The sequence below is a fragment of the Actinomadura montaniterrae genome (assembly GCF_008923365.1).
In the GTDB taxonomy this organism is placed as follows: domain Bacteria; phylum Actinomycetota; class Actinomycetes; order Streptosporangiales; family Streptosporangiaceae; genus Spirillospora; species Spirillospora montaniterrae.
Window position 1 is genome coordinate 57,178 of sequence record NZ_WBMR01000011.1, and the last position, 23,760, is coordinate 80,937.

The following is a 23,760-nucleotide window of genomic DNA, read 5'->3' on the forward strand; positions in this document are numbered from 1 at the left end:
GGCCGTCACCGCACCGGCGACGTGGTGAGGCGGCGGAGCGGCGGCGTGGCCACCGCCACCGCCGCGACGGCGGCGAGGCAGAGGAGGCCGCCGCTGACGGCCGCCGCGGTGCCGGACGTGGCGTCCGCGACGAGCCCGGCGCGCAGGTTGCCGATGTCGGGCCCGGCCTGGCCGACGATCTGCTCGGCGGCGCCGACCCGGCCGAGGAGCTCCCCGGGCGTGTGCGTCTGGACGACGGTGCCCCGCGACACCACGGAGACGGTGTCGGCGGCGCCCGCCAGGACCAGGCAGGCCAGGCCCGTCCACGCGCCGGGCGCCAGGCCGAACAGGGCGAGCGCCGCGCCCCATGCAGCCGAGCCGGCGAGCATGACCAGGCCCGGCTGCGGGAGCCGGGTGAACGTGCCGGAGAACAGCGACGCGCCGACGCCGCCGGCGGCCATCGCGGTGAGGAAGAGCCCGAGCGTGCGCGGGTCGTCGCCGAACCGTTCCGCGTTGATCAGCGGGAACAGGCTGACCGGCATGGACAGCACGGTGACGGCGAGGTCGGTGAGCAGGGCCCCGCGGATCACCGGTGTCCGGGCGAGGAACGCCAGCCCGTCGAGCACGCCGCGCACGCCGGGACGTGCGGGCTCGTCGCCCGGCCGCATCGGCGGCAGGCCGAACGCGCCGTACAGCGCGGCGGCGAAGGTGACCGCGTCGGCCAGGTAGCAGCCGCCGACGCCGAAGCCGCCGACGATCAGGCCGCCGAGCGCGGGTCCGGCCAGCATGGCGCCCTGGAAGGCGATCCGCCGCAGCGCCAGCCCGGCGGCCACCTGGTGCTTGGGCAGCAGGCGCGGGACGAAGGTGCGCGAGGCGGGCCCGCCGCCGGCGGCGAAACAGGACTGCGCCGCGACCACCCCGAGGACGCCGGCGGGCGGCAGGTGCCCGAGGAGGCCCTGAAGTGCGAGGACGAGCGAGCACGCGGTCTGCCCGCTGGTCGTGAGCAGGTAGACCCTCCGGCGGTCGACCCGGTCGACGAGCGCTCCCGCGAAGAGCCCGAGCGCGACGAGCGGCACCGCCTGCGCCATGCCGACCGCGCCGGTCCAGGCGGTGCTGCCCGTCGCCTGCCAGATCTGGAACATCACGGCGACGAGCGTCATCTGCCCGCCGAACCCGGAGAGCGTCTGCCCGGCCCAGAGCCGCCGGAAGGCACGCGACTCCCGCAGCGGAGCCACGTCGAGCAGGAAGCTCCTCAGCCCCACGCGTTCCCCCGGTCAGATGCGTTGCTCTCCGGGCCCGATCCGCGGCGGACGCGCTCGCCGGTGCCGCGCGCCCGCCGCGATCAGACGGCACCGACACACTAGGCGAGGCGTCAGCGGTGATGGTCGTTACGCGGACGTTCCAGGACGAAACTGTCGACGGGTTTCGTGGCGCCGCCCGGCCCGCTGACGGCGTAGTAGGTGACGTTCATCGTGGTCGTCCCGCCGGGCCGTCCCGGGTCGACGTCGAACGCGCAGAACCCGTACGGGTTGACCTTGTCGCGGAACGCCGACCAGGGCGCCGGCTCCTCGACGTAGACCGGTTTGTAGTGGTTGAGGAGTTTCGGGTCGCGTTCGGTGCCGCGTTCCACGATCACCTTCGCCTTTGGGGTGTCGTAGAGGAGCTGGTTGGAGGTGAAGCCCATCCCGCCGCCGCCGATGACCAGGTGGACGGTGCCCTTGCTCGTGTCGGCGCGGCGCAGGTCGGTGGAGACGGGGATCGGCGTCATCGTCGCGTTCCCTTGGTGGCCGCGGATCGGATGCGAGCGCTCGTAGTGGTGTTCGTGGCCGCAGACGACCAGGTCGACGCCGTACCGGTCGAACAGCGGCAGCCACTCCCTGCGGACGCCCAGGTCGGCGCCATTCGAGTCGGCCGTGGACACGACGACCTGGTGCATGCACACCACGATCCAGTCGATGCCGCGGTCCGCGCGGGTGCGGCGCAGCTCGGACTCCAGCCAGCGCCGCTGCGCCCCGGCGGAGTAGCCGCTGATGTAGGTCGCGCCGCCGTCCTGCAGCGCCACGTCGTCGTTCTGCAGGACGACCACCCGCACGGAACCGGCCGTGAACGCGTACCAGAGGCCCTGGAACTCGTCGTCGCCGCCGTTGCCCGGCACGTCGAAGTAGGTCTGGAATGCGCCGAACCCGATCGGGCCGTTGCCCTTCTCGTTCTCGTGGTTGCCCGCCGCCGGCATCCACGGCCGGTTCCGCGCGGACCGGCTGGTGTTGATGAACCAGTCGCGCCACACGCGGGTCGGGTTCCCCGACAGCTGGGCGTAGCACAGGTCGCCGTTCATCAGGTGGAACAGCGGCGCGACGCGTTCGACGGCGGTGGTGGTGTCCCCGGCGAACGGCGAGCCGTAGTTGTCCTGCGTCCACAGGGTGATCTGCTCGGTGGGCATCGGCTTGTTGACCTGCGGGGTGGCCTGGTCGCCGAAGCTCGTGAAGGTGAGCGGGCGGCGGCCGCGCGGGGCCGTCAGGAACGTGCCGGCCTCGGGCGTGGCACCGTCGTGGACGGCCAGGTAGAGGTATTCGGTGTCGGGCCGGAGCCCGCGGATGCGGGCGTGGTGCGACCGGACCTCCTCGCGGGTGACCGGGTCGCGGTAGGCGCGGGTGTCGGCGCCGTACGTCCGGCCGAGCCCGCCGGTGAGGGTGCCGACCATGACGCGCGGGTTGCGGACCGGCATCGGGGTCTGCCACGAGACGGTCATCTCGGACGACGCGTCCGACCCGAACTGCAGGTGCAGCCCGGAGACGCTCGGCGCGCCGGTCCGGTCGGGGGTGCGCAGCAGCAGCGGGGACGGCGCGGCCGCGCGGGCGGGTGCGGTGTCGAGGGCCAGCAGCGTCGCGCCCGCGCCGGCGGCGGTGAGGACGCCGCGGCGCGAGAGCGGCGGCTTCTCCGGTGTGCTCAAGGGACGCTCCTCAGGCGGGGGTGCGGATCGCGGTGCCGTCCAGGCCGGGACGGACGAGGATCTTGATGTGGTCGTCGGGGCGGCGGAGCGCGTCGACCGCGGCGGGCACGCCCGCCAGGCCGACCTCGCCGGTGATGAGGGACGCGGCGTCGACCGTCCCGTCCGCGATCCGGCGCAGCGTCGCGGCGTACTCCTCGTGCGGGTAGACCATGCACATCTCGATCACGAGGTCCTTGTAGACGCCGACGACCGGGCGGATGACGTCGTCGGACATCACGGCGCCGATCTGCATGATCCGGGTGCGCGGCGGCACCGCGTGCATCAGCCGGTTGAGCAGGCCCGTCGCGGAGACGCAGTTGAACACGGTCAGTTCCTGGCCGGCGGACGCGAGCGACCGCCACACCTCGATCGGGTCCTCCTCGGCGGGGTCGAGGGCCCGGTGCGCGCCGAGCCGCAGCGCCGTCTCCCGCCGCAGCCGCGACGGGTCGGACGCGACGATCGGCGCGACGCCCCGCTCGGCCAGGCCGGCGACGACGCCGAGCCCGATCGGCCCGGCGCCGACGACGACGGCGGTGCCGTCCGGGCCGATGCCGGTGCGCGCGACGTTGCCGAAGCCGACGGCGAGCGGCTCGGTCAGCGCCGCGACCGCCGGGGGCACATGGTCGGGGACGGGTTCCAGCGCCATGGCCTGCAGCACCATGCGCTCGCCGTAGCCGCCGGGGAAGTCGTTGCTGTAGCCGATGCCGCGGACGACGCCCGCCGCGTCGATCGCCCACGGCAGCGCGACCGCGTACTGCCCCTCGACGACGCCGGGCGTGTCCGGACCGGCGGCGAGGACGCGGACGCTGAACTCGTGGCCGAGCACCACGTCCCGCGACGGGTCGAACAGGAACATGTCGACGCCGCTGTCCCGCGACGCCTGGAGGAAGTCGCCGGTGTGGGCGAGGGCCGACAGGTCGGACCCGCAGATCCCGCAGGCCACCGTCTCGACCAGCACTTGGCCGGGGCCCGGCGTGGGCTCGGGGACGTCGTCGGTGACGAGCCTTCCGCCGCGCATGACCGTCGCACGCATCGTCACTTCTCCTCGGAGGTCGCGTCCGCGAGGACCTGGCCGTGCTTCTCGAACGCGGCCGTCACGCTCTGCTTGAGCGCGCCGATGAACCGCTCGTTGTTGGCGTTGGCCCAGGACAGGCTGGCCGTGCGTCCCGCGTTGAGCCCGCGGAAGTGCGGGACGACGTGCTCGGCGAACAGCTCGTAGCAGCGGCGGGTCGCGGCCGGGTCCGCGCAGTTGTGGCCGAGCAGCAGGAACGTGCCGAACCCGCCCGTCTTGGCCGCGAGCGCCTCGATGGCCTCGATCGCGTCGTCCGGGGTGCCGATGACGGCGCGCCCGAACGTCGGGAAGCCCTCGGCCGTCCACTGCTCGACGGCGCTCTCGGCGGTCTTGCCCCACGGCATCGTCATGCCGCTGAGCTGCTCGATGTAGTGGACGAGGTCGAGCACGCCCCACGCGGCCTCGGCGCGGGCCCGCTCGCGGGTCTCGGCGATGTGCATCGGCGCGACGAGCCGCCACCGGGACCGGTCCGGGACGTGCCCGTGCTCGGCGGACGTCCTCTCGTACACCTTCCAGTTCGGCATGAGCGCCTCGTAACCGGATGGGTCGGACGCCGCGAGCGACAGCAGCGACAGCCCGTGCCGCCCGCCGAGGACGGCGCCGCTCGGCGAGATGGTCGAGGCGACCGCGATCTCGACGCCGCCGGGCGTGAACGGCGCGAGCTGGACGCGGGCCTCGTCCAGCGTGAACCAGCCGGTCTTCGCGGTGACGACCTCGCCGCGCAGCAGCGGGACGAGCGCGGCCATCGACTCGGCCATCATGTCGCGCTGCCGCATCGGGTCGATGCCCATCATGAACGCGTCGGACGGGAGCTGCCCGGGGCCGGTGCCGAGCATGACGCGGCCCATCGTGAGGTGGTCGAGCAGCGCGATCCGGTCGGCCAGCATCAGCGGCTGGTGGTAGGGCAGCGAGCTGACCCCGGTACCGAGCCGGATGCGGCGGGTCCGCTCGGCGGCGGCGGCGATGAACACCTCGGGCGAGGCGATGATCTCCATCCCCGCGGAGTGGTGCTCGCCGATCCACGCCTCCTCGAAGCCGAGGCCGTCGAGGTGCTCGACGAGCGACAGGTCGCGCCTGAGCTGGAGGGCGGGGTTGCCGCCGAGCCGGTGGTAGGGGGCGATGAACGCGCCGAAACGGGTGGGGCCGTGCGCCTGCGGCGGCGCTCCTTGCGCTGGGGACACGCGGGCTCCTCCGAGTTATAGGACACATCTCAACGAGATCGTGTATTTACGTCCTATACGTGGCCGACGGTAGGGTCAATACGCCCGAAGCGGAGAAGTCTGGAGCCCGATGGCAGTCGCCGAACCCGCCCTGCGGCGCCGTCCGGACGGCGGGCCGAGCGCCCGCGCGCTGGTGTTCACCCTGCTCGGCGAGTACGTCCGGTGGGCCGGCGCGGACACCGTGCCGCTGCGCGCGGTCGTGTCCGCCCTCGGCTCGCTCGGCGTCGCCGAGGGCGCGACGCGGCGGGCCGTCACCCGGCTCGTCCACGAGGGCTGGCTCGCCGCCGAGCCGGTCGGCCGCCGCACCCGGCTGCGCCTGACGCCCCGCATGGTCCGGCTGCTGCGCCGCTGGACCGAGCGGCTCGTCCGCGCCGTCGAGAAGACCCCGTGGGACGGGGAGTGGCAGATGCTGCTGCTGCGTCCGGTCGAGCAGGCCCCGCAGCACGGCTGGCTCGCCGAGCGCCTGGAGTTCGAGGGCTTCGGGGCGCTCGGGCGCGGGGTGTGGATCGCCGCCGACCCGGGCGGGGTCGACGCCGTCCGCGAGCTGCTCGGCGACCTCGGGCTGCTCGGCCACGCGACGTTCCTGACCAGCCGGATCCGGTCCGCCGAGGAGGAGCGGAGCCTGATCGAGCAGGCCTGGGACCTCGCCGCGATCCGCCCGCTGTTCACCGGCTTCATCGACCGCTTCGCGGGCGTGGAGCCCGGCACCGACGAGGAGGCGTTCGTCGCCCGCCTCCGGATGGTGCACGCGTGGCGGCTGGTGTTCGACCGCGACCCGCGCCTCCCGGTGGTGTTCCTGCCGGACGACTGGCCGGGCGAGGAGGCGACCCGGCTGTTCATCGACAACTGGCTGAGCTGGTACGAGCCGGCCGACCGCTGGTGGACCCGCCTCAACGCCGTCGCCTGAGCCCGCCGCGCACGGCGGCGGGCCCGTGAACGTCAGGGGGCGACGCGTTCCAGGCGGTGTTCCGATTCGGCGGCCGCGCGGCGGTCCCCGCGCAGGATGGAGAGGGCGATGCCCAGGCCCGCGACGGTCAGGGCCGCGCCGACCAGGTACAGCGAGCGCGGGCCCGGGCCGTCGTCGATGACCGCGCCGCCGAGCCAGCCCGCGAATGCGGCGGCGACCTGGAAGCCCGACGCGTTGACCGCGACGGCCAGCGTGGGCGCGGCGCCCGCGGCGGTCAGCACGCGGGTCTGCATGCCCGGGATGATCGCGAAGGCGAGCAGCCCGAGGACGAAGACCAGCGGGACGGCCAGGACCCGCACCCCGCCCGCGGCCCAGAACAGCACGAGGACGGCCGCGAGCGCGGCGAGCAGGCCGGCCAGCGACGGCATCAGCGCCCGGTCGGCGAGCCGTCCGCCGAGGAGGTTGCCGGCGACCGCGCCCGCGCCGTACACCAGCAGCAGCACGGGGACGGCGCCCTCGCCGAACCCGCTGACCTCGGTGAGCAGCGGCGCGATGTAGGAGAAGACCGTCACCACGCCCATGTTGCCGACGGCGGTGAGGGCGATGGCGAGCCGGACGCCGCGGCCGGCGAAGACGCGCAGTTCGCCGCGCACCGATGCCGCTGCGGCGGGGACCGCGGGCACGAACCGCAGCACCATCAGCAGGCCCGCGGCGGTGACGGCGGCGACGGCCGCGAAGGCCGCCCGCCAGCCGAGGTGCTGGCCGACGAGGGTGCCGAGCGGGGTGCCGAGGACGATGCCGAGGTTCATGCCCAGGGCGACCTTCGCGACGGTCGAGGCCTGCCTGCCCTCGGCGGCGGTGGAGACGGCGGTGGCGATGGCGACCGCGAAGAACGTCGCGACGACGAGCCCGGCGGCGAACCGGGCGGCCAGCAGCAGGCCGTAGCCGGGCGCCAGCGCGGAGCCGAGGTTGGCCAGCACGGACACGGTCACGAGCCCGGCGATGAGGGGGCGGCGGGGCAGCCGCGCCGTGAGGACGGTGACGACCGGGCCGCCGACGATCATGCCGAGCGCGTAGGCGGTGACCAGGCGGCCGGCGGCGGGCACCGGCACCGCGAGGCCGGCGGCCACGTCGGGCAGGATGCCCGCGATCACGAACTCGCCGGTGGTGAGGCCGAACACCACCAGCATCAGGGACAGCACGGGAAGGGGCACGCGCACGCTCCAGATAGTTCGAACTCGGATAGTTCGAACTATCATTATCATGACTCGAATCAGCCGGGGTAGACTCCGGATCATGACGACTCGGCCCGGCGCGGCGGCGGACGACATCGACCGGGACGTGTGCAAGCTCGTCCACCGGTTCGTGCAGCGGCTCGACGTCCACGTGCGGCGCGTCGCCGAGGACGTCGGCATGACCGCGTCCCAGGTCGTCGCGCTCCGCGAGCTGTCCGAGCCGATCACGGCGCGCGAGCTCGCCGCCCGGATGGCGTGCGAGGCGTCCAACGCCACGTTCGTCCTCGACCGGCTCGAAGGGCAGGACCTGATCGAGCGCCGCCCGCACCCCACCGACCGGCGCGCCAAGCAGATCGTCCTCACCCCGGCGGGCGAGCGCGCCCGCGCCGATGTCCTCGACCGCCTCGGCACGCACTCCCCGCTGGCCGCGCTGGCCGACGACCAGCAGGAATCCCTCCGCGACCTGCTGCGGACCCTGCTGGCCGACGGCTGAGAACCCGGCGAGACGCGGGCGGGCGCGGGCGGGCGCGGGCTCGGTCACGGCGGCCGTTACAGGTCTCGCCGTTGATCGTGCCGTTGCGTCCGATCAGACTCGAGGGACCCCGCGTCCGCACCGGAAAAGGGAGACGTCGATGACGACGACGAAGGTGACGCTCGACTCGTACCGGCCGCTGGGACGGTCCGGGCTGCGCGTCTCGCCGCTCTCGCTCGGGACGATGACGTTCGGCGCCGACTGGGGCTGGGGCGCGGACTGGGACGAGGCCAGGGCGATCTTCGACGCCTATGCCGGCCGCGGCGGCAACTTCGTCGACACGGCGAACGCCTACACCGACGGGACGTCGGAGCGGATGGTCGGCGAATTCGCGCAGGGCCGGCGCGAGGAACTGGTGATCGCGACCAAATACTCCATGCCCACCCGTCCCGGCGACCCGAACTCGGGAGGCAATTCCCGCAAGAGCATGGTCAGGTCCGTCGAGGAGAGCCTTTCGCGCCTGCGCACCGACTACATCGACCTGCTCTATCTCCACATGTGGGACGGCGGCACGCCCGTGGAGGAGATCCTGCGGGCGATGGACGACCTGGTCAGCGCCGGGAAGGTCCTCTACCTCGGCGTCTCCGATATCCCGGCCTGGCAGGTGTCGCGCATGCAGGCGATCGCCGAACTGCGCGGCCGGGCACCGCTCGTCGCATTGCAGATCCCGTACAGCCTGGTCGAACGGACCGTGGAACGCGACCTCATTCCGATGGCGGAGACCATGGGATTGGGAGTCGTCCTGTGGTCGCCGCTGGGCAGCGGGGTGCTCACGGGAAAGTACACCCGCGCCGATCTGGAAAGCGGGAACGGTGCCGGGAACGGGCAGTCCACCCGCAAGGACGTGGCCGTCGCGAACGGTTTCCTCACCGAGCGGGCATTGGACATCGTCGACGTCGTGAAGGACGTCGCCGCCGAGATCGGCACCACGCCGTCGAAGGTCGCGCTCGCCTGGACGATGCTCGATCCGTCCGTCACGGCCCCCATCGTCGGTGCCCGCACGATGGCGCAGTTCGACGACAATCTCGGCGCGCTGGAGATCGAGCTCGACGCCGGCCAGCGGGCGAGGCTGGACGAGGCGAGCGCCGTCGACTTGGGTTTCCCGCACGAGACGCTGCGCCGCTTCGGGGTCTCGCGCTAGCCGGCGAGGCCCGCGAGGGTGTCCCGGAAGCGGTGGACGAGCGGGTCGGTCTCGCCGGCGCGCCAGACCAGGTAGAGGGTCGTGTTCGTGCCGGCGAGCGGACGGGGCGTCACGCCGACGCGGCGCAGCGCGCGATGGGAGTCGGGCATCACCGCGCCCCCGAAACCGGCCGCGACCAGCGCGAGGACCGTCTGGACGCTGCGCCCCCGCGCGCCGATCCGGGGCACGACGCCCGCCTGGTCGCACAGCGCGAGGATCTCGTCGTGGGAGTGCGGCGACGCCTCGCGCGGCCACACGATGAGCGGGATCCGCCCGAGCGCGGTCAGCGGCGCCGGGCCGGGCGCGTGCGCGAGCGGGTGCGCCGACGGCAGGAACAGCGTGAGCGGCTGGTTCCACCACGGCCGGGTGGCGAGCCGGGCGTCGCGGGACGGGAGCCGCTGGACGGCGATGTCGAACCGCCCGTCCAGCACGCCGTCCGACATCTCGGCGTCGTTGAAGCTCTCCTCCAGCCGCAGGTCGACGCGGGGGAGCTCGCGGCGGAGCCGGCCGAGCGCGGCGCCGAGGGGCCCGTTGATGCCGGACCCGGCGAACGTCACCGTCACGCGTCCGGTGAGGCCCTGCGCGGCGAGCCGGACGTCCTCAAGCGCGGCCTCCGCCTCGGCCAGCACCACCGAAGCCCGTTTCACCAGCGCCTTCCCGGCGGCGGTCGGGGTCAGGCCGCGTCCTTCGCGGGCGAACAGCTCGGTGCCGAGGCGGCGTTCCAGCTCGCGCAGCTGGCGGCTGAGGGTCGGCTGCGTCAGCCGCAGGCGGCGGGCGGCGCCGCTGACCGAGCCCTCCTCGGCGATCGCGACGACGTAGCCGAGCATGCGCAGATCCATCCATGCCTCCAAAGCATGGGAAGTATATCTCCACATGCCTCAGAGGCAGCGACGACGCGTTTCCGGGCCACGATCGAGTCATCGCAACCGCTTCCGAGGAGGACGAGATGAACCGCGAAGAGCGCCACCGGTACGGGATGAAGGTCCTGGAGCAGGTCGACGGGGAGGCCGGGAAGCGGGTCGTCGACTCGCTCGCCGACGTCTCGCCCGAGCTCGGCCACCAGATCGTCGCGTGGGCGTTCGGCGACATGTACGCCCGGCCCGAGCTGCCCGCCCGCGACCGCCAGCTCGTCACGCTCGGCGTGCTGGCCGCCCTGGGCGGCTGCGAGCCGGAGCTGGAGGTGCACATCAACGCCGCGCTGAACGTCGGCCTGACCGCGACGGAGGTCGCCGAGGCGCTCCTGCACACGGCCGTGTACGCCGGGATCCCCCGATCGGTCAACGCGACGGTCGTGGCGAAGAAGGTGTTCGGCGAGCGCGGCCTGCTCCCGATCAGCAACCTGTCGTGAACGCGGCCGGGCCCTTCCGGGACGGTCTCCCGGAAGGGCGGGGCGCGGGACGGCTCAGGTGAGCGCCGGCTCCGGAGCGCGGGCGCCGTCGGCCGCCCGCACGGCCCGGGCGCGCCGGGCACCGAGCGCGAGGAGGACGGCGCCGAGCACCGTCCATCCGGCCAGCACCGCGAGCGGGCGCGCGGCTCCGGCGCCGTCGAAGAAGGCGGCCGAGCGCAGCAGCGTCACGCCGGCGCCGGGCGGGAGGTACTGGCCGATCTCGCCCCACGGCCGGGGCAGCAGCTCGGGGGCCGAGGTCGCGCCCGACAGCGGGTTGCCGACCAGCAGGAAGGCCAGGGCGCCGAGGGCGAGCCCGGCCCGTCCGAGGGCGGCGGCGAGGCCGGCGACGGTGCCGGCGACGGCGGCGATGGTGAACGCCATGACGCCGGCGATGGCGAGGTAGGGGCCGGGCAGCAGCGACATCCAGCTCTGCGCGAGCGCCGCCGAGCCGAGGCCGCCGAGCAGCGCGAACAGCAGCACGCCGGCGGCCCGCCACGCCACCCGGCGGACCGTGAAGGTCAGCAGGGCGGCGCCGGCGATCGACGACATGATCAGGGGGAGCGCCATGCCGCCGAACCCGGTGCCGCGCGGGTCGTCGGGGTCGGCGGCGACGACGTCCCGGACGGCGGGCATCGCGTTCGCCGCCGCGTCCCGCTTCGGGGCGAACTGCTGGGCCAGGGCGTCGAGCTGCTGCGCGACGGCCGGGGACGCCGCGGACGCGGTCAGCACGCGGACGCCGGACGGCGCGGTGACGATCGCGCCGTAGGCGTCGCGGTCGGTGAGCGCCTTGCGCGCGGACGCCTCGTCGCGGCGGGTCGTGATGGCGAAGGCGCCGGGGCGGGCCTGCGCCAGCCGTTCGGCGACGGGACCGGCCGCGGGGCCCGTGACGACGATGGGCACGCGGCGCGGCGCGAGGTGGGCGGACGGCCACGCGAAGGCGGTGATCATGACGAGCTGCAGCAGGGCCGCGCCGATGGCGACGCCCAGGGCGCGCGCGGTGGGGGAGGACTTCATGGCCCGCTCCTCGAAGGAAAGCGAATGTCCGTTCTTTTTAGCTACCGGAAGTGTCGCACCGCACCGCCGCCTTGTCAAGAACGAACGTTCGTTTTAGATTGAGGGCATGCCGCGAGTCAGCGAGGAGCACCTCGAACGCCGCCGTCGCCAGATCCTGGACGCCTCGCGCCGATGCTTCGTCCGCAAGGGCGTCCACGAGACGTCCATGCAGGACATCTTCGCGGAGTCCGGGCTGTCGGCCGGGGCCGTCTACCGGTACTTCAAGAGCAAGAACGAGATCGTCGCCGCCAATCTGATGGCCGTGGTCGGCGACATGCAGGCGTTCCTGATCGACCTCACCTCCGGCGACCGCCTGCCCCCGCTCGACGAGATCCTCGAGGCGCTCGCCGACAAGCTCACCGGCCTGTCCGGCGAGGACGGGCCGGTCCGGCTCGCCCCGCAGGCCTGGGCCCTCGCCATGTACGACCCCGGCCTCGCCGACCACCTCACCGGGTCCTTCGCCGCGCTGCGCGAGATCTGGGGCGGCTACCTGCGGCGGCTCGTCGACGAGGGGCGGCTGCCCGCCGGCACCGACGTCGAGGCCACGAGCAAGACCCTCTTCGCGATCATGCCCGGCTACCTGCTGCAGCGGCTCCTCATCGACGACGTCACGCCGCGGGACCTGAGGCTCGGCATGCGGGCGCTCGCCAACGCCGCCCTCGTCGCGCAACCGGCCTGACCCCGCCGCCCCGGCCACGGGGTGCGGCGGGTCAGGCGAGGTCGGTGATCTCCGCGGGACGCTGCCCGGTGACCAGGTAGACGACGTTCTCCGCGACGTGGACGGCGTGGTCGGCGAAGCGCTCGAAGTACCGCCCGGCGAGCGTGATGTCGACGGCCGGCTCGACGCCGTGCTTCCACTTGGGGGACAGCAGGATGTCGAACAGGCGGCGGTGCAGGCGGTCCATCTGGTCGTCGTCGGCGTCGAGCTCGAGGCCCATCTCGACGTCCTGGGACGCGATCACGCTGCCCGTCTTGGCGATCATCCGCTCGGCGATCTGCCCCATCTCCAGCACCGTGGCCTGCAGCTCGGGCGGGACGGCCGTCTCGGGGTGGCGGCGGCGGGCCGTCTTGGCGATGTGCACCGCGAGGTCGCCCATCCGCTCCAGGTCGCCGCTCATCCGCAGCGCGGTGATCAGGGTGCGCAGGTCGCCGGCGACCGGCTGCTGCCGGGCCATCAGGTCGAAGACCGTCTCCTCGATCTCGGCGTCGATCTTGTTGACGTGCTCGTCCCCGCTGATGACCTCCTCCGACAGCCGCAGGTCCGCGTCCAGCAGCGCGGTGACCGCGCGCGCCATCGCGGAGCGGACGAGCCGGGTCATCTCCACCAGCTTGTCGGAGAGGGAGTCGAGCTCCTCGTGATACGCGTCACGCAATTGGGATTCCTTGGGGCAAAGGGGGCGAAAGACGGTCATTCTGGGCGGACTCGCCCACGCAACAGCCTGCCCCATGGGTGTGAACCCCTGCGTATAAGAAGGTGAACTTTCGGGGAACGAGACCCCGTTCGGGCAGGCCGCCGGGCGGCCGCCCTCGAAACGCCGCTTACGATCCGTGGTGTGGAGGTCGAAATCGTCGCGAGCCTGACCGGGCTTGCCGGGCTCGCGATCGGGCTCGCGACTGGATTGGCGGTGCGCGTGAGCGAGCGAGCCCAGCGGACGGCGTCCCCGGCGGCGCCTGCCGGAGGCGTGCCACCGGGGGTCGCCTCGGTGCTCAGCGTCCTGCGGTCCTCGGCCGTCGTCGTGGACGCCGAGGACCGGGTGCTGCGGGCCAGCTCCGCCGCCCGCGCGTTCGGCATGGTCAGCGGCGAGCGCCTCGTCGTCGACGAGCTGCTCGCCATGGCCCGGCTCGTCCGCCGCGACGGCGAGATCCGCGAGACCGAGATCCAGGTCGGCGAGACCCGCCGCCGCGGCCGCGCCGAAGGCCGCTGGTTCGCGGTCCGCGTCGCGCCGCTCGGCTCCCACGGCCTCGTCCTCGTCCTCGCCGAGGACCTCACCGAGATGCGCCGCACCGAGGCCATCCGCCGCGACTTCGTCGCCAACGTCAGCCACGAGCTGAAGACCCCGGTCGGCGCCCTGTCGCTGCTCGCCGAGACCGTCGAGGGCGCCGCCGACGACCCCGAGGCCGTCCGCCGCTTCGCCGGCCGCATGCAGTACGAGTCCGTCCGGCTGACCAACCTCGTCCAGGACCTGATGACCCTGTCGCGCATCCAGGGCGACGAGCCGCTGCCCGAGCTGCGGCCCGTCCGGCTCGACGAGATCACCGCCGAGGCCATCGACCGCTGCCAGATCAAGGCGTCCAGCAAGGACATCGAGCTGGCCGGCGGCGGGCAGGAGGGCCTGCGGGTGCGCGGCGACGAGGAACTGCTGATCACCGCGCTGCGCAACCTGATCGACAACGCCGTCGCCTACAGCCCCGAGCACACCCGCGTCGTCGTGTCCGCCCGCCGCTGCGAGGACCGCTACGTCGAGATCAACGTCACCGACCAGGGCATCGGCATCCCGGAGACGGAGATCGAGCGGATCTTCGAGCGGTTCTACCGGGTCGACCCCGCCCGCTCGCGCCAGACCGGCGGCACCGGCCTCGGCCTGGCCATCGTCAAGCACGTCACCACCAAGCACGGCGGCGAGGTGACGGTGTGGAGCAAGGAGGGGTCCGGATCGACGTTCACGCTCCGGCTCCCGCTCATCGACCCGCCGTTGCCCGCAGTAAAGCCCGTCGAGAGGGCCGCAATGGAAACCGCCCGGGAGGCAACACCGTGACCCGCGTGCTCGTCGTTGAAGACGAGGAGTCGTTCAGCGACGCACTGTCGTACAACCTGCGCAAGGAGGGGTTCGAGGTCGCCGTCGCGGCCACCGGCCCCGACGCGCTGGACATCTTCGAGCGCAACGGTGCCGACCTGGTGCTGCTCGACCTGATGCTGCCCGGCCTGCCGGGCACCGAGGTCTGCCGGGAGCTGCGCACGAAGTCCAGCGTGCCGGTCATCATGCTCACCGCCAAGGACAGCGAGGTCGACAAGGTCGTCGGCCTGGAGCTCGGCGCCGACGACTACGTCACCAAGCCGTTCTCCACCCGCGAGCTGATCGCCCGCATGCGCGCCGTGCTGCGCCGCCAGGGCGAGGTCGAGGAGCTGGCCCCCGCCACGCTGGAGGCCGGCCCGGTCCGGATGGACGTGGAACGGCACGTGGTCAGCGTCGGCGGCGCCCCCGTCCAGCTCCCGCTGAAGGAGTTCGAGCTGCTGGAGGTGCTGCTGCGCAACGCGGGCCGCGTCCTGACCCGCATGCAGCTGATCGACCGCGTCTGGGGCGCCGACTACGTCGGCGACACCAAGACCCTGGACGTCCACATCAAGCGGCTCCGCGCCAAGATCGAGGCGACCCCGTCCTCGCCGCGCTACATCGTCACCGTCCGCGGCCTCGGCTACAAGTTCGAGCCCTGATCAGCGTGCAGGCCTGATTTGGCGATCTGGTCGGTGTGAAGAACGGCCCGTACGGCGTGTGCCGTACGGGCCGTTCTTTCGTGCCGAGGTCTTACGGGGTGGCCGAGCCCGCGGGCGTCGGCGTCGCGCTGCCCGTGCCGGAACCGCCGCCGGACACGTTCGGGGACGGGGACGCGGAGGCGCCCGGCGTCGTCTCGGTCCCGGGCGCGGCCGGGTAGGTCTCGTACTCGCCCTGCTGCGGGATCACCGGCACCTGCACCTGCACGGAACCGGCCTGCTCGAACTGCAGCGTCACCATGATCTGCTCGCCGCCGACGAGCTGCTGCGTCGCGCCGGACAGCACCACCAGCGGGCCCGTGCCGGTCCCCGGCGAGGGCACGCCGGCGCCCTCCGGCGGTGCCGTGTTGCTCGACTGGGCCGAGGGGCTGCCGTTCGCCGCGCCCGCGCCCGTCGGGCTCGGCGTGACGGGCGTGCCGGTCGCACCCGGGGTCGCGCTCGGGGACTCGGTGGCGCCCGGGGACTTCTTCGCCTTCTTCCCCGTCGGCGACGCGCTCGGGGAGGCGGCGGGGGCGATCGTCTGGCCGATCAGCTTGACCGCGCTGCCCTCGCCGGACGGCGCGGCGGCCGGGATCACCACGCCGCCGCCCTGCAGCTTCACCTGGGAGAAGGCAGGCGAGCTCACCGAGACGAGCTTGTCCGGCCGGCCCTTCACCTGGTTGATGATGGTCGCGTACAGCGGCGCGGCGCCGCCCTGCGCCAGCGTCTGGCCCGGCTTCGGCCCGAGGACGAACAGGTTGCGGATGTCGATCTGCGCCGCCGCCGGCCTGTTCTTCGGCACGGACGCGTTGACGCCCTCGGTCAGCTGGGTCGGAGCGGAGGTCTGAGGTTCCTCGCCGGCGCCGCAGCCGGAGATCACCGGTGCGATCGCGACGGCGCCCGCGACGGCGAGCGCGACCACTCGACGGCTGTTTCGGATCACGGCGTCGGTCTCCTCGCGAAAAAGGCATTGGAAGGTACGAGAGCGGCGTGAGATACGCCAGGGGAAGCGTAGCGAGGTACCGGCGCGGGGCCCGATCCGGGGTGGCGACACGGCCGGAAAATGTCAGCCGTATCTCAGCGATTTGACCTTCTGGGAGAGGTCCGGGCCGGGCGTCGCGCCGGGCACGACGTCCGTGACGACCCCGTCCGGCTGGACGAACACGGCGGTGATCCCGGCCCCGGCCGACCCCGGCACCGGCGCGTAGGCGCCCGCGAGCAGGGCCTTCGCGTCCTCGAGGATCTCCGGCGTCCCGTCGTGGGCGGTGCCCGCGCACGCCTTCACGTCCTTGAGCGGCACCGGCTGCCGCCCGCCCGCCGGCCGCGGGTCCGCGACCAGCAGGAACCGGACGCCGTACTCGTGCGCGCTGCCCGCGAGCGCGGCGACGACCCCCGGGCACTGCGCGCCCGGCGGCACGATGCCGAACACCGCGGGCCGCAGGTCGCGCAGGTCCCGGGCGTTCTTGCTGCGGTTCACCACGTCCACCGAGCCGGCCGGCAGCAGCCCGCCGATCTCGCCCGGCGCCGCGGTGGGGCTCGGGGCCAGCGCGACGCCCTTCGGACGCGGCGCCGGGCGCGGCCCGAACGCCGTCATCAGCGCCCCGCTGATCAGCGCGACCAGCAGCGCCCCGGCGATGATCGGGATCGCGACGCCGAACCGGGTGACCGGCCGGACGACCCGGCGCAGCCGCCTGCGGCGCCGGCGGCGGCGCTCCTCGCGGCGGTAGGCGAGCACGTCGCGGTCCAGCTCGCGGGCGTCATCGGGGACGACGACGTCCACGTGCGGGAGCCCGTAGTCATCGGGGTCCGGGTCGCCGTCGGGCCTCACGCCGCACCTCCTCGCCGTCGCTCGCCGTCGCTCGCCGGCACCGCCGCTGCGCGCCGCCTCGCCGCCCGCCACTGCCCGGTTCGGTCCCTTCCGGCCGCTTCGTACCCGCCCGGGGCGGCATGTTCACCTCCAGTATGGGGCGCGTCCGGCGGATCGGCAGCGGGGACGCTTGTATCCGGAGGGTGGTTGGCGGTAGAGGCGTTCCGGAGGCACACTGGTGGTGCTCCGGTCACGCTGAGTGCGGGGAACAGGTGCCCGATGCACCATTAAAGAGCTTTGTCAATACCCCAATATGCGGCTTGACCTGCGGATATGTCGGCAAGGCCGGTTCAGGCACGCTCGTTTCCGTGCTACCCTGGTTCTAGCGGAAGGGGTACTTGTCACATGACTTTCCAGGTCGGCGACACCGTCGTCTACCCCCACCATGGGGCTGCTCGGATCGAGGCCATCGAGACTCGCACCATCAAAGGTGAGGAAAAGACCTATCTGGTCTTGAAGGTCGACAAGGGCGACCTGACAGTGCAGGTTCCGGTCGAGAACGTCGAGGACGTGGGCGTCCGGGACGTCGTCGGCCAGGAGGGTCTGGAGAAGGTGTTCGAGGTGCTCCGCGCACCCTACACCGAGGAGCCCACCAACTGGTCGCGCCGGTACAAGGCGAATCTCGAGAAGCTCGCCTCCGGCGATGTGAACAAGGTCGCCGAGGTCGTCCGCGACCTCTGGCGGCGCGACAAGGAGCGCGGCCTGTCGGCGGGCGAGAAGCGCATGCTCGCCAAGGCGCGCCAGATCCTGGTCAGCGAGCTCGCGCTCGCCGAGAAGACCAACGAGGACAAGGCCGAGGCCCTGCTCGACGAGGTCCTGGCCAGCTGAGTTGAGCGCACGGATTCCACGGGTGGGCGTCGGCACCGACGTCCACCCGTTCTCGTCGGAGCCGCGCCCCCTCTGGGTCGCGGGCCTCGAATGGCCCGGTGAGGGCCACGGCCTGGCCGGCCACTCCGACGGCGACGTCGCCGCGCACGCCGCCTGCGACGCGCTGCTGTCGGCCTGCGGGCTCGGCGACCTCGGCGCGGTCTTCGGTACCGCCGATCCGCGCTGGGCCGGGGCGTCCGGCATCGATCTGCTGCGCGAGGTCGCCCGCCTCGCCGCCGACGCCGGCTTCGCCATCGGCAACGTCGCCGTGCAGGTCATCGGCAACCGCCCCAAGATCGGCAAGCGTCGCGCCGAGGCCGAGAAGGTCCTCGGCGAGGCCCTCGGCGGCGCCCCGGTGAGCGTCTCCGCCACCACCACCGACGGCCTGGGCCTGACCGGGCGCGGCGAAGGCCTCGCCGCCATGGCCACCGCCCTGGTCCTCCCCACCTCCTGATCTCTCGTCCACGGCGCGGCCCGCGCGGCGGCGCGCGTCGCGGCCTGTCGCGGCCTGTCGCGGCGCGTCGCCGCGTGGCATAGCGGGCTTCTCGGGGCTTATGGTGCGCGGTCCGGGATCTTCACGGCGAAGATGCCTGTGAGCGGCGTCCGGGCTGGCTAGGGTCGCCTTGAAGGCCCACCCCGCAAGGCGTTCACCCCGGAACGAGAGTCATGCCATCTGATCCCACGCGCCCCGGCGGCCCCCGCTACAGCCCGGCCCAGCGGCGGCTGCTCACCGCGACCGCCGGCCTCGTCGTCGTCGCGCTGGCGGCCGGCGCCTACGTGCTGACCTATCCCGTCCTGCGCGAGCTCGCGCTGGCCGGGCGGGCGAGCCGCCGGTGGGCGCCGGTCTACCCGGTGATGGCCGACGCGCTCACCGCCATGACGATCCTCGCCCTGGTGGTCGCCCGGAACGCCCGGTGGTGGAGCCGCGCCCTGCGCTGGGCGCTGCTGCTGCTCCTGCTCGCCGGGGCCGCCGCCGCCGCCGTCCAGCACGCCGTGTGGGGGTACGGCTCGCTGCCGCGCGACGCCGTCCGCGCGGGCGTGGCCGTGGCGCCGCACGTGATGCTGGTGATCGCGGTCTGGCTGTGGCTGACGATGATCAAGCAGATCCGGGTGTCCCGACCCGCGGCGGACGAGCCCGGGCCCGTCGAGGCGCAGCGCGGCCACGTCAAGGTGCTCCCGGCCCTGGAGCCGCCCGCCGCGCTGGAGGCTCCCGCCGCCGCTGAAGAGGATGACGCCGCCTACGCCGAGCGCGGCTACGCCGAGCACGCGTACGCGCCGCGGCCCCGCCCGCTGGACCTGCTGCCCGTCGGCTCGTCCGAAGCCGAGCACGAACTCGAGCACGCGACCGTCCACGAGTGCGAGGCGGCACGCGACCACGAGTACGAGGTGCCGCACGGCCATCGGCCGGAGCTCGACCACGATGACGAGCCGTTGTCCCGGCATGACGCGGCCCGCGAGGACGACTACGCGGGGGCGCGCGGGCACGAGGACGAGTACGCGCAGGGACGCGAGGTGACGCGCGAAGACGACTACGCGGAGGCGCGCGGCGCGTTGCGCCGCGACTACGACGACGCCGCCGACGCGGACGACGTCGACGATGCCGCCGATGAGCAGGACTACGGCGTCGAGTACGCGGAGGAGTACGAGCGCGAGCCGTCCCCTCCGCTCGATCCGCTCCCCGAGCCCCGTCCGGCGCCCGCGCTGCTGCCGACCGACGTCGAGCTGGTCAGGCGCCGCGACGCCGAGGACCCCGAGCCCCGCGAGAAGGCCCGGACGACCCGTCCCGACATCGTGGTCCCCGGTGCCGAGGCCGTCGGCGCCGACGGCACCGATGACGTCGACAGCGCCCGCGAGGCCGACGACGACGGCGCGGAGGAGCAGGACGCTCCGCCCGCCGACCGGGCCGAGGACCCGGACGCGGGCGACGGCGGCGCCCCGCCGGTCCCGCGCGTCCCGCGCCCGTCGCCCAGCCCGGAGGACGAGCGCGAGCCCGGCGAGGGGCGCATCTGGGACTGGAACCCGCCGCCGTCCGGCAACTTCCGCAGCGGCCCCACGCCTCCCGCGGAGTAGCGGGACCGCGGTCCGTGCCGTCACCGGTAGGGGCCGGGATCCCGCGCGCCCGCGGCCGGTCAGAACGCGGAACACTGGGGAAGATATGTCTCCATGACGACGGTTCCGTGGGTGGAGATCGATGAGGGCGACGGCTTCGGCATCGAGAACCTGCCGTACGGCGTGTTCTCGCGTCCCGGGGAGATGCCGCGCGTGGGCGTGGCGATCGGGGCGTACGTTCTCGACCTCGCGGGCCTGTCGGCCGCCGGGCTCGTGGAGGACCGGCACTACTTCGCGTCCGGTTCGCTGAACGCCTTCATGGTGGCCGGACGCGCCGCCTGGCAGGCCAACCGCGCCCGCGTCACGGAACTGCTGACGGACGCGGCCCACCGCGAGCAGGTGGAACCGCACCTGATCCCCGTGGCCGACGTGGAGGTGCTGCGGCCGATCGAAGTGGCCGACTATGTCGACTTCTACTCCTCCGAGCACCACGCGGCCAACGTGGGACGGATCTTCCGGCCGCAGGGCGAGCCGCTCAAGCCGAACTGGAAGCGGCTGCCGGTCGGCTACCACGGGCGCGCCGGGACGGTGTACCCGTCGGGGACGCCGATCGTCCGGCCGTCCGGGCAGCGCATGACAGGGATGAGCGAGCCGGAGCCGTCGTACGGGCCGTCGCTGCGGCTGGACTTCGAGGCGGAGGTCGGGTTCGTCGCGGGCGTCCCGTCGGTGCCGGGGCGGGGCGTCCCGACCGGCGCGTTCCGCGATCACGTGTTCGGGTTCCTGCTGGTCAACGACTGGAGCGCGCGCGATCTGCAGGCCTGGGAGTCGCAGCCGCTCGGGCCGTTCCTCAGCAAGTCGTTCGCGACGTCGATCTCCCCGTGGGTGGTGCCGGTCGCCGCGCTGGAGCACGCGCGCGTGGACCCGCCCGTCCAGGATCCGGAGCCGCTCGGCTACCTGCGCTGCGACGAGGCGTGGGGCCTTGACCTGCGGCTCGAGGTCCTGATCAACGGGCAGGTCGTGTCCGAGCCGCCGTTCGCCGGGATGTACTGGACGGCACCGCAGCAGCTCGCGCACGCCACGGTGAACGGCGCGCCGCTGCGCACGGGCGACCTCTTCGCGTCCGGGACGGTGTCGGGTCCGGAGCGCGGCCAGCGGGGCTGCCTGCTGGAACTCAGCTGGAACGGCCGCGAGCCGGTGGACCTCGGCGACGGGACGAAGCGGACGTTCCTGGAGGACGGCGACACGGTGACGATCCGCGCGACGGCGCCGGGCGCGTCGGGGTCGGTCATCTCGCTGGGGGAGGTCGTCGGCACGGTGCATCCGGCACCGTCCTGACGGCCCGGTTATCCACAGAACGACGTTCTGATGCCGTTCGCCGCGCACGGCCGTGAACATGGAGGCGTCGGGGTCGGCGTGCGCCGCCGCGGCAGGGGCGAAGACGTACGGTGAAGGGGACGAGGGCGTCCCCGATGGGAGGCGGCGATGCCGTATTACAGGGCCGTGGGGGAGATCCCGCGGAAGCGTCACGTGCAGTTCCGGCGGCCGGACGGCGGCCTGTACGCCGAGGAGCTGATGGGCGAGGAGGGCTTCACGTCCGACTCCAGCCTGCTGTACCACCGGTACGCGCCGACGGCGATCACCAAGAGCGAGGGCGTGCGGGACGCGGCCGCCGACGGCGCCGGGCTCGCCCCCAACCATCCGCTGCAACCGCGCGCGTACCGCACCCAGGACCTGCCCGAGGGCGGCGACGCGGTCCTCGGCCGGCAGGTCCTGTTCGGCAACGACGACGTCACCGTCTCATTCGTCGCGGCGGACGCCACCAGCGAGCTGTACCGGAACTCGGCCGGCGCCGAGGTCGTGTACGTCCAGACCGGGCGCGCGCGGGTCGAGACGACCTACGGGGCGCTCGACGTCGGCGAAGGCGACTACGTGGTCATCCCGACCGGGACGATCCATCGCTAGGTGCTGCCGGAACGGGGCGGTGGAGCGTCCCTCAAGGCGCTCGTCATCGAGGCCAGGGGGCACATCAGGCCGCCGAAGCGGTACCTGTCGCAGTACGGGCAGTTCCTGGAGCACGCGCCCTACAGCGAGCGCGACCTGCGCGGCCCGTCCGAACCGCTGCTGGTGGACGGGGGAGAGGCGCCGGTCCTCGTCCGCAACCGGAACGGGCTGTCGCGCCTGACGTACCTGCGGCACCCGTTCGACGTCGTCGGCTGGGACGGTTACCTCTACCCCTACGTCTTCAACATCAACGACTTCGAGCCCGTCGTGAAACGGACGCACGCGCCGCCGCCCGTCCACCAGACGTTCGAGGGGCCGGGGTTCGTGATCTGCTCGTTCTGCCCGCGGCCCCTCGACTTCGACGATCAGGCCGTGCCGATCCCGTACAACCACCACAATGTCGACAGCGACGAGATGATGTTCTACGTCGCCGGCGACTACTCGGCCCGCAAGGGCTCGGGCATCGGCATCGGCTCCATCTCGCTGCACCCGTCGGGGTTCACGCACGGGCCGCAGCCGGGCGCCGTCGAGGCGGTGGTGGAGGCGGTGAAGCAGGGGCACGACCGCACCACGGAGATGGCCGTCATGATCGACACGTTCCGGCCGCTGCGCCTCGGCACCGCGGCGCGCCGCTGCGAGGACACCGAGTACGCGTGGACGTGGGCGCGCGCCTCCGGCCAGCGGGAGGGCGATGGCTGACCCGCCCGGGCTCGGCGAGCCGGTCCGGACCTTCGACGCGCGGCCGGCCCGGTGCCGCGCGCTCACCTGGCTGATCGCGCTCGCCGCGGCCGTGGTCGCGCTGGTCCCGGCCGCCGTCGCCGCCTTCCTGTCCGGCCGCGCCTGGCTCGGCGCACCGCTCACCGTGATCGCCATGGGCTGCGCGGCGGCCGCCGGCTGGATCGCGGGCCGGGGCATCGTGTGGCGCCGCGCCCCCGTGGTCCACCTGTTCACCGGCGGCCTCGTCGTCTCCCCGGCTCCCGGGCCCGCGGGCGCCAAGCGCGCCGGGCGCAAGGGCTCCGGTGCGCTGACACGCACACGTCCTGCCGTCGCCGGCCCGCCGGGCGACGGCGACACATGGGGCGATGCCGCGCCCGAGGCGCTCGCGGCCACCGGCCTCGACGGCGACGCCGGCGTGTTCATGTGGGACGACCTGGTCTCGGTGACGGTCTCCGGCGTCCGACCGTGGGGCGGGGCCGCTCCACCGTCGGGCGGCGCCGGCCCGGCGAACGGGACCCGATGGCGCTTCACGGTCGTGAGCTCGGACGGACGCGTCCTGCGCTTCGGCGACGAACTGCCCGGCGTGCGGACGCTCGGCGAGACGGTCGCCGCCGAGGTGACGCGCCGCGCGCTGCCCCGGCATCTCGCGGCGGTCAAGTCGGGCGAGGCCGTGCGGCTGGGGCCGTTCACCGTCGACCTGGACGGCGTCGAGAAGGACGGGCAGCGGGTCCCGTGGCAGGCGGTCCGCGAGGTCGGGATCGGCGACGGGCTGGTGACCGTGTGCTCGTACGGCGGCCGTCCCGACCTGGCCGCGGTCGCCGGCCACATGCCGGACGCCCTGCCCTTCACCCTCCTCTGCTCCGAGATCAAGGAAATGCTCGGCCCGATCTAGCCCGCGCCGCTGCCTGCGAGCCCCCGCCCCGGCGAGACGCCCGGACGCCGGTCCGTGTGCCCTCGGCTTTCTCGTGCGGCCGTCGGGTCGATATAGGGGCGCGTGGGCCGATCTCCTCTGGGGCGGCGGCGAGCGCGTCGGGGGCGGAGGAGACCGGGGTGGGTGCATGGGCGGCGTGAGGTGGTGATTGCGCACTGGGTCGTGGTGGTGGGCGTCAGGGGGAGCACGGCGGGCTTGGCCGCGACGTTGTTGCGGGCCAGGGCGGGAGGCTGGAGTGGGCGGGGCCGGGTGGGGTTTTTGGGGGAAGTGGAGATTTCTTCGGGGAGGATGTCGAGGAACCGGCC

General features: G+C 73.5%; 22 protein-coding genes and 1 pseudogene. 13 read left to right on the forward strand and 10 right to left on the reverse strand.

Going from position 1 to position 23,760, the window contains the following annotated elements; genetic code table 11:
• Nucleotides 1-5: 5 nt before the first annotated feature.
• From F9B16_RS06485 to F9B16_RS06500, 4 genes are all read right to left on the reverse strand, one after another.
• Nucleotides 6-1,241 (reverse strand): MFS transporter, encoded by a 1,236-nt coding sequence (locus F9B16_RS06485; protein ID WP_151539042.1) that lies wholly within the window; start codon nucleotides 1,239-1,241, stop codon nucleotides 6-8.
• 110 nt (nucleotides 1,242-1,351) lie between these two features.
• On the reverse strand, nucleotides 1,352-2,929 hold the full coding sequence (locus F9B16_RS06490; RefSeq protein ID WP_151539044.1) for a purple acid phosphatase family protein: 1,578 nt from the start codon (nucleotides 2,927-2,929) through the stop codon (nucleotides 1,352-1,354).
• A gap of 10 nt (nucleotides 2,930-2,939) precedes the next feature.
• Nucleotides 2,940-4,001, reverse strand: coding sequence for a zinc-binding dehydrogenase (locus F9B16_RS06495; protein WP_151539045.1), 1,062 nt, complete (start codon nucleotides 3,999-4,001; stop codon nucleotides 2,940-2,942).
• A gap of 2 nt (nucleotides 4,002-4,003) precedes the next feature.
• Nucleotides 4,004-5,221 carry an LLM class flavin-dependent oxidoreductase gene (locus F9B16_RS06500; protein ID WP_151539047.1) on the reverse strand — a complete coding sequence of 406 codons (1,218 nt, stop codon included), beginning with the start codon at nucleotides 5,219-5,221 and terminating at the stop codon, nucleotides 4,004-4,006.
• Nucleotides 5,222-5,330: 109 nt separating this feature from the next.
• Here F9B16_RS06500 and F9B16_RS06505 point away from each other — a divergent pair, with 109 nt between their 5' ends.
• Nucleotides 5,331-6,167 carry a PaaX family transcriptional regulator gene (locus F9B16_RS06505; RefSeq protein WP_151539050.1) on the forward strand — a complete coding sequence of 279 codons (837 nt, stop codon included), beginning with the start codon at nucleotides 5,331-5,333 and terminating at the stop codon, nucleotides 6,165-6,167.
• A 32-nt stretch (nucleotides 6,168-6,199) separates the two neighbouring features.
• On the opposite strand, the gene F9B16_RS06510 is transcribed toward F9B16_RS06505, so the two are convergent.
• Nucleotides 6,200-7,381: an MFS transporter gene (locus F9B16_RS06510; protein WP_225991417.1), complete on the reverse strand. Its 1,182-nt coding sequence runs from the start codon at nucleotides 7,379-7,381 to the stop codon at nucleotides 6,200-6,202.
• 82 nt (nucleotides 7,382-7,463) lie between these two features.
• On the opposite strand from F9B16_RS06510, the gene F9B16_RS06515 reads away from it, so the two are divergent.
• A complete protein-coding gene (locus tag F9B16_RS06515) occupies nucleotides 7,464-7,895 on the forward strand; it encodes a MarR family winged helix-turn-helix transcriptional regulator (RefSeq protein ID WP_151539054.1) in 432 nt (143 codons plus the stop codon).
• A 139-nt stretch (nucleotides 7,896-8,034) separates the two neighbouring features.
• On the forward strand, nucleotides 8,035-9,075 hold the full coding sequence (locus F9B16_RS06520) for an aldo/keto reductase (RefSeq protein WP_151539056.1): 1,041 nt from the start codon (nucleotides 8,035-8,037) through the stop codon (nucleotides 9,073-9,075).
• Here the strand turns inward: F9B16_RS06520 and F9B16_RS06525 are convergent.
• Complete coding sequence (locus F9B16_RS06525; RefSeq protein ID WP_192808641.1) at nucleotides 9,072-9,953, reverse strand: LysR family transcriptional regulator; 882 nt, start codon at nucleotides 9,951-9,953, stop codon at nucleotides 9,072-9,074. The two genes, F9B16_RS06520 and F9B16_RS06525, sit on opposite strands and share 4 nt — an antisense overlap.
• Nucleotides 9,954-10,060: 107 nt before the next feature.
• Between F9B16_RS06525 and F9B16_RS06530 the strand changes: the two genes are divergently transcribed.
• A complete protein-coding gene (locus F9B16_RS06530) occupies nucleotides 10,061-10,462 on the forward strand; it encodes a carboxymuconolactone decarboxylase family protein (protein ID WP_151539058.1) in 402 nt (133 codons plus the stop codon).
• Between the two features lie 54 nt (nucleotides 10,463-10,516).
• Here F9B16_RS06530 and F9B16_RS06535 read toward each other — a convergent pair whose 3' ends face one another.
• Nucleotides 10,517-11,515: a hypothetical protein gene (locus F9B16_RS06535; RefSeq protein ID WP_151539059.1), complete on the reverse strand. Its 999-nt coding sequence runs from the start codon at nucleotides 11,513-11,515 to the stop codon at nucleotides 10,517-10,519.
• 106 nt (nucleotides 11,516-11,621) lie between these two features.
• Between F9B16_RS06535 and F9B16_RS06540 the strand changes: the two genes are divergently transcribed.
• Nucleotides 11,622-12,233 carry a TetR/AcrR family transcriptional regulator gene (locus tag F9B16_RS06540; protein ID WP_151539060.1) on the forward strand — a complete coding sequence of 204 codons (612 nt, stop codon included), beginning with the start codon at nucleotides 11,622-11,624 and terminating at the stop codon, nucleotides 12,231-12,233.
• 31 nt (nucleotides 12,234-12,264) lie between these two features.
• Here F9B16_RS06540 and phoU read toward each other — a convergent pair whose 3' ends face one another.
• The gene (gene phoU / locus F9B16_RS06545) at nucleotides 12,265-12,927 is read right to left on the reverse strand and encodes a phosphate signaling complex protein PhoU (protein WP_151539061.1); all 663 of its coding nucleotides are present in this window, start codon (nucleotides 12,925-12,927) and stop codon (nucleotides 12,265-12,267) included.
• 180 nt (nucleotides 12,928-13,107) lie between these two features.
• On the opposite strand from phoU, the gene F9B16_RS06550 reads away from it, so the two are divergent.
• Both F9B16_RS06550 and F9B16_RS06555 read left to right on the forward strand, forming a co-directional pair.
• Nucleotides 13,108-14,310 (forward strand): sensor histidine kinase, encoded by a 1,203-nt coding sequence (locus tag F9B16_RS06550; protein ID WP_151539062.1) that lies wholly within the window; start codon nucleotides 13,108-13,110, stop codon nucleotides 14,308-14,310.
• Nucleotides 14,307-14,987: a response regulator transcription factor gene (locus tag F9B16_RS06555; RefSeq protein ID WP_151539063.1), complete on the forward strand. Its 681-nt coding sequence runs from the start codon at nucleotides 14,307-14,309 to the stop codon at nucleotides 14,985-14,987. Before F9B16_RS06550 ends, F9B16_RS06555 begins: the two co-directional genes overlap by 4 nt.
• Nucleotides 14,988-15,078: 91 nt before the next feature.
• On the opposite strand, the gene F9B16_RS50690 is transcribed toward F9B16_RS06555, so the two are convergent.
• Together F9B16_RS50690 and F9B16_RS06565 are read right to left on the reverse strand one after the other, a co-directional pair.
• Nucleotides 15,079-15,966: a hypothetical protein gene (locus tag F9B16_RS50690; RefSeq protein ID WP_192808642.1), complete on the reverse strand. Its 888-nt coding sequence runs from the start codon at nucleotides 15,964-15,966 to the stop codon at nucleotides 15,079-15,081.
• A gap of 123 nt (nucleotides 15,967-16,089) precedes the next feature.
• The gene (locus tag F9B16_RS06565; protein ID WP_151539064.1) at nucleotides 16,090-16,851 is read right to left on the reverse strand and encodes a hypothetical protein; all 762 of its coding nucleotides are present in this window, start codon (nucleotides 16,849-16,851) and stop codon (nucleotides 16,090-16,092) included.
• Nucleotides 16,852-17,235: 384 nt separating this feature from the next.
• On the opposite strand from F9B16_RS06565, the gene F9B16_RS06570 reads away from it, so the two are divergent.
• From F9B16_RS06570 to F9B16_RS06595, 6 genes and pseudogenes are all read left to right on the forward strand, one after another.
• A complete protein-coding gene (locus F9B16_RS06570; protein WP_067459337.1) occupies nucleotides 17,236-17,718 on the forward strand; it encodes a CarD family transcriptional regulator in 483 nt (160 codons plus the stop codon).
• Nucleotides 17,719-17,740: 22 nt separating this feature from the next.
• A complete protein-coding gene (gene ispF / locus F9B16_RS06575; RefSeq protein ID WP_225991418.1) occupies nucleotides 17,741-18,211 on the forward strand; it encodes a 2-C-methyl-D-erythritol 2,4-cyclodiphosphate synthase in 471 nt (156 codons plus the stop codon).
• 212 nt (nucleotides 18,212-18,423) lie between these two features.
• Nucleotides 18,424-19,827, forward strand: coding sequence for a hypothetical protein (locus F9B16_RS06580; RefSeq protein ID WP_151539066.1), 1,404 nt, complete (start codon nucleotides 18,424-18,426; stop codon nucleotides 19,825-19,827).
• A 93-nt stretch (nucleotides 19,828-19,920) separates the two neighbouring features.
• On the forward strand, nucleotides 19,921-21,141 hold the full coding sequence (gene fahA, locus F9B16_RS06585; RefSeq protein ID WP_151539067.1) for a fumarylacetoacetase: 1,221 nt from the start codon (nucleotides 19,921-19,923) through the stop codon (nucleotides 21,139-21,141).
• A 147-nt stretch (nucleotides 21,142-21,288) separates the two neighbouring features.
• Nucleotides 21,289-22,506 (forward strand): annotated as a pseudogene (locus F9B16_RS06590) (homogentisate 1,2-dioxygenase domain-containing protein).
• A complete protein-coding gene (locus tag F9B16_RS06595; RefSeq protein WP_151539069.1) occupies nucleotides 22,499-23,416 on the forward strand; it encodes a DUF6585 family protein in 918 nt (305 codons plus the stop codon). The pseudogene F9B16_RS06590 and the gene F9B16_RS06595 overlap by 8 nt, the downstream one beginning before the upstream one ends.
• Nucleotides 23,417-23,760 lie beyond the last annotated feature (344 nt).

Bases quoted from the DNA above. Each gene is read 5' to 3' on its own strand.
- F9B16_RS06505 (WP_151539050.1), top strand. From the start codon at position 5,331: ATGGCAGTCGCCGAACCCGCCCTGCGGCGCCGTCCGGACGGCGGGCCG.
- F9B16_RS06530 (WP_151539058.1), top strand. From the start codon at position 10,061: ATGAACCGCGAAGAGCGCCACCGGTACGGGATGAAGGTCCTGGAGCAG.
- F9B16_RS06580 (WP_151539066.1), top strand. From the start codon at position 18,424: ATGCCATCTGATCCCACGCGCCCCGGCGGCCCCCGCTACAGCCCGGCC.
- fahA (WP_151539067.1), top strand. From the start codon at position 19,921: ATGACGACGGTTCCGTGGGTGGAGATCGATGAGGGCGACGGCTTCGGC.
- F9B16_RS06535 (WP_151539059.1), bottom strand. From the start codon at position 11,515: ATGAAGTCCTCCCCCACCGCGCGCGCCCTGGGCGTCGCCATCGGCGCG.
- F9B16_RS06595 (WP_151539069.1), top strand. From the start codon at position 22,499: ATGGCTGACCCGCCCGGGCTCGGCGAGCCGGTCCGGACCTTCGACGCG.
- F9B16_RS06515 (WP_151539054.1), top strand. From the start codon at position 7,464: ATGACGACTCGGCCCGGCGCGGCGGCGGACGACATCGACCGGGACGTG.
- F9B16_RS06540 (WP_151539060.1), top strand. From the start codon at position 11,622: ATGCCGCGAGTCAGCGAGGAGCACCTCGAACGCCGCCGTCGCCAGATC.
- F9B16_RS06520 (WP_151539056.1), top strand. From the start codon at position 8,035: ATGACGACGACGAAGGTGACGCTCGACTCGTACCGGCCGCTGGGACGG.
- F9B16_RS06495 (WP_151539045.1), bottom strand. From the start codon at position 4,001: ATGCGTGCGACGGTCATGCGCGGCGGAAGGCTCGTCACCGACGACGTC.
- F9B16_RS06570 (WP_067459337.1), top strand. From the start codon at position 17,236: ATGACTTTCCAGGTCGGCGACACCGTCGTCTACCCCCACCATGGGGCT.
- F9B16_RS06525 (WP_192808641.1), bottom strand. From the start codon at position 9,953: ATGGATCTGCGCATGCTCGGCTACGTCGTCGCGATCGCCGAGGAGGGC.